The organism is Fulvivirga kasyanovii, assembly GCF_009711405.1.
GTDB lineage: Bacteria > Bacteroidota > Bacteroidia > Cytophagales > Cyclobacteriaceae > Fulvivirga > Fulvivirga kasyanovii.
This window is the reverse complement of the sequence record NZ_SMLW01000284.1, coordinates 138-4,161: the sequence shown is the minus strand read 5'-3', so window position 1 is coordinate 4,161 and position 4,024 is coordinate 138. Positions and strand designations below refer to the sequence as shown.

Annotated in this window: 3 protein-coding genes; 1 reads left to right on the top strand and 2 read right to left on the bottom strand. The window is 42.4% G+C overall.

From position 1 onward, the window contains the following. Positions 1-104: 104 nt before the first annotated feature. Positions 105-719 carry a recombination mediator RecR gene (gene recR, locus E1163_RS02005; RefSeq protein ID WP_155168937.1) on the bottom strand — a complete coding sequence of 205 codons (615 nt, stop codon included), beginning with the start codon at positions 717-719 and terminating at the stop codon, positions 105-107. A gap of 136 nt (positions 720-855) precedes the next feature. Continuing rightward, entirely contained in the window at positions 856-1,131 is a 276-nt protein-coding gene (locus E1163_RS02000; protein WP_155168934.1) for an ATP-dependent Clp protease adaptor ClpS, read from the bottom strand. Between the two features lie 67 nt (positions 1,132-1,198). On the opposite strand from E1163_RS02000, the gene E1163_RS01995 reads away from it, so the two are divergent. Continuing rightward, the gene (locus tag E1163_RS01995) at positions 1,199-2,662 is read left to right on the top strand and encodes a sodium:solute symporter (RefSeq protein ID WP_155168932.1); all 1,464 of its coding nucleotides are present in this window, start codon (positions 1,199-1,201) and stop codon (positions 2,660-2,662) included. Positions 2,663-4,024: the final 1,362 nt, after the last annotated feature.

Sequence of the window (4,024 nt, the reverse complement as noted above, 5' to 3'; positions counted from 1 at the left end):
CATCATTCAAAATCAAGCTGTTTGAATGTGTAATGGTTGCGAGAAGTATAATTAACCCAAAAAAATATTAAAAATGGCGGCTTGCTCATCATGCCTGCCCATACTCAATCCTGCTGATAGGCTGTTCTGCTGAGGATGCTTCTTCCGAGGGTGATCTCATCCGTATACTCCAATTCGCCACCAATGGGTATACCTCTGGCAATGGTGCTTATTTTCACACCAAACTCCTTAAGCTTTTTGGTAAGATAAAATGCAGTTGTATCCCCTTCCATGGTAGGGCTAAGGGCAAATATCACCTCTTTCACCTCATCGCGATTGCTTTCTATACGTTGCAAAAGCTGCTCTATGTTCAGTTCAGAAGGCCCTACGCCTTCGATGGGTGAGATAACGCCTCCCAGTATGTGGTACAATCCTGTGTATTGAGCTGTATTTTCTATGGCCAATACATCCCGCGTATCTTCAACGACGCATATGATTGACCTGTCCCTTCTGTGGCTGGCACAGATGTTACACACCTCTTCATCAGAAATATTGTGGCAATCTTTACAGTACCTGATTTTGGTACGTAATTCGGTAAGGGCTTCGGAAAGTTCGGCAGTAGTAGCTTCAGGCTCTTTTAACAGGTGCAAAACCAGCCTTAAAGCAGTCTTCTTCCCTATCCCAGGTAGTTTTGAGATCTCTCCAACCGCGTTTTCAATTAATCTAGAGGGGTATTCCATATATTACCTCAAAGATATGTAACACGGAGACAAACAAAAAGATTAACCCGGACCTGAATTATAAGTAAATGGAAATTGTGTCGACCTTGGGAAAGGCCTTAAGGGAAATGATGGCTGCACGCAATACTGCAAGCAATTATACCACGCGGGCGTCGATACCTTCATCGCAAATAGCCTCCTGCATAGGCTTAAGCGTTTTAAGAAGGCCTCTTTTAACTGAACATTTGCCTCTGAAATGAATTATGTAAGCACATTGCTCAGCCTGCTCCACAGAATGATTACACACACGAACCAGGGTATCAATCACATGATCAAATGTATTGACATCATCATTGAACACCATGAGGTCCTTGATATCTGCAACATCATCTAAAACTTCAACCAGTTCTTCTTCTTTATATCCGAAATCCATATAGAGCCTTAGTTTGTTGTCAAAAGTAAAAAAAAATTACAACTTTAGCCGGAATATTCCACGATTTATGACTCCAACTTTAGTAATAACTGTAATCGCTGTCTATTTTGCTCTATTAATCACTATTTCTTTTACCACCACAAGAAGAAGCGATTCAAGCACTTTCTTTACAGCCAACCGGCAATCTCCCTGGTACTTAGTGGCCTTTGGTATGATTGGCGCTTCTTTATCCGGTGTCACCTTCATCTCCGTACCGGGGTGGGTGGCCGACACGCAGTTTTCATACATGCAGATGGTACTGGGGTACCTTTTGGGATACCTGGTGATAGCTACTGTATTGATGCCGTTGTACTACAGGCTGAATTTGATATCTATCTATGGGTACCTGGAGCAGCGCTTTGGATTCTGGTCTTACAAAACAGGTGCATTCTATTTCCTGCTTTCAAGGGTGATCGGATCTTCTTTCCGGCTCTTTCTGGTTGCCGGTGTTTTGCAGATCTTTCTGTTTGATGCCTGGAACGTGGATTTTTCGATAACGGTACTGGTAACTATAGTTCTCATATGGCTTTATACCTTCCGCGGAGGCATAAAAACCATTGTATGGACGGATACGCTCCAGACTTTATTTATGTTATCTGCCGTGGGCATTGTAATTTACCTCATCAGCCAGGACCTTAAACTATCTCTCGGCGACATCCCGGCGGTGATCAGTGAAAGTGAATATTCTCAAATATTTTTCTGGGACTGGCAAACAGGCAAAAACTTCTTTAAGCAATTTTTTGCCGGTGCATTTATTGCCATTGTTATGACGGGGCTGGATCAGGACATGATGCAGAAGAACCTGACTTGTAAAAATCTTGGGGACGCGCAAAAAAATATGTTCTGGTTCTCGGTAATCCTGGTATTTGCCAATCTGTTTTTCCTCTCTATGGGAGCACTGTTGTACATGTATGCCAATAGCAATGGCATACCTCTTCCTGAAAGGACTGATGATCTCTTCCCCATGCTGGCGCGCGATCATTTTAATATTATAGCCGGGATAGTCTTTCTGTTGGGAATAGTCGCGGCTGCCTACTCAAGTGCAGACTCAGCATTGACAGCACTCACTACCTCTTTTTGTGTAGACTTTCTCAATTTTAAAGAGCATGAAACTACCCTGGAACTTCAGCATAAGCAAAGAAATACCAGGTTGATAGTACACCTGGGCTTTTCAGCGGTGATGTTCCTGGTCATTTTACTTTTCAAAGAGATTAATAATGAAGCTGTAATCAGCGCCGTATTTACCGCTGCAGGATATACTTATGGGCCATTATTAGGTTTATATTCGTTCGGTCTGTTTACCAAACTCCAGGTCAGGGACTATGGCGTACCTATAGTGTGCCTCCTTTCCCCGGCACTCTCTTACTGGCTCAATAACAACTCAGAGGAGCTTCTAAATGGTTATAAATTTGGATTTGAGATATTGATCGTGAACGGCGGGACCACCTTCCTTGGTTTATTGCTGCTCTATAAAAAAAGAAGCCGTCCCTAACCAGGGGACGGCCATAGACTGTTCTCGTTAAAACCAACTAAAAACGAGTGTTACAGCTTTCTTTTTCAACCTAACCAATTTAGCAGTTACAACACATATGCCAGAAGCAGAACCTGCATTGAATTGACAAAAACAAGGGTGTAGACCCTTCGCATCATCCCAAAAGGAGAAAAAATTCCCACAATAACTTTTCGTTTTTATGCGCGGGGCTTGAAGATCAAACTGCATTTGCGGGAAACACTGACATTAAGCCATAAAAAAAGCCGCCCTTTACCAGAGAGCGGCTTCGACTGTTGCTCGTTAAAACCAACTAAAAACGAGTATTACAGCTTTGTTCAACCTAACCGATCAACTAAATACAACACCTGTGCCAGTTAGTAATTTGACCAGAAAACGCCATTTGCAGTGCATTTAGGCACTACTCCAAAACCAAAAAGAGAAACGCATCCCAAAATGGAGAAAATGAGAACAGAGCTGGCAAGGGATTTCTGGGGAGACCCTAAGTTTACACCTCTTTGGCCGACAGGCAGTTGTTAATAGCAATCGGCAAAAGCAGTAGACAAACTCGTATAATATAACAATAAGCGCGGTTTACTGATTTTTAGCAGCAGTTTCACTTTACTTGTTTACTTTCCAATCCATTTACTCCACAGGTTTAACGTTTGATCCCTGGTAAGCTGAATTCCGGAGAGATATTAACTGGGATCAAGCGGAATTTCCGGTGAGACCCTAAGTTTACATCCCTTGCTGACAGGCAGTTGTTAATAGTAATCGGCAAAAGCAGTTGGCAAAATTTAGGGCAACGAAAGGGAAGTGTTTAAAACAAAAATCCTCTGAAGACCTGGCTCCAGAGGAAATTTCGTTGTCTATAGTTGGCTTTAATTGATACTAAGGTAACAGGTGACAGCAGAAGTTAAAACCAACTGTCGACCAGATACATATTCCTCTGTTAAACAACATTAAACGAAGATGAGTGATGAGATTCAAGCGGAATTCTAAGAGACACTAACTGTTCGACTCTTTGTTTGAAAGACACCTATCAATGACAATCGGCAAAAGCAGTAGGCAAAATTTAGGGAGACGAAAGAGGAGTGTTTAAAACAAAAAATCCTCTGAAGACCTGGCTCCAGAGGAAATTTCGTTGTCTATAGTTGGCTTTAATTGATGCTAAGGTAGCAGGTGTAGTCAGAACCTGAAAGTTCCTGTCGACCAGGAACGTGTCCCACTGTTAAACAGCAGTAAATGTAGACGGGTGACGGTTATAAGGCAAGCTGAGTTTTCGGAGAGACTCTAACTGTTCAGCCCCGTATTTGACAGACACTTCATTAATAGCAATCGGCAAAGGCAGTTGGCAAACCTCGA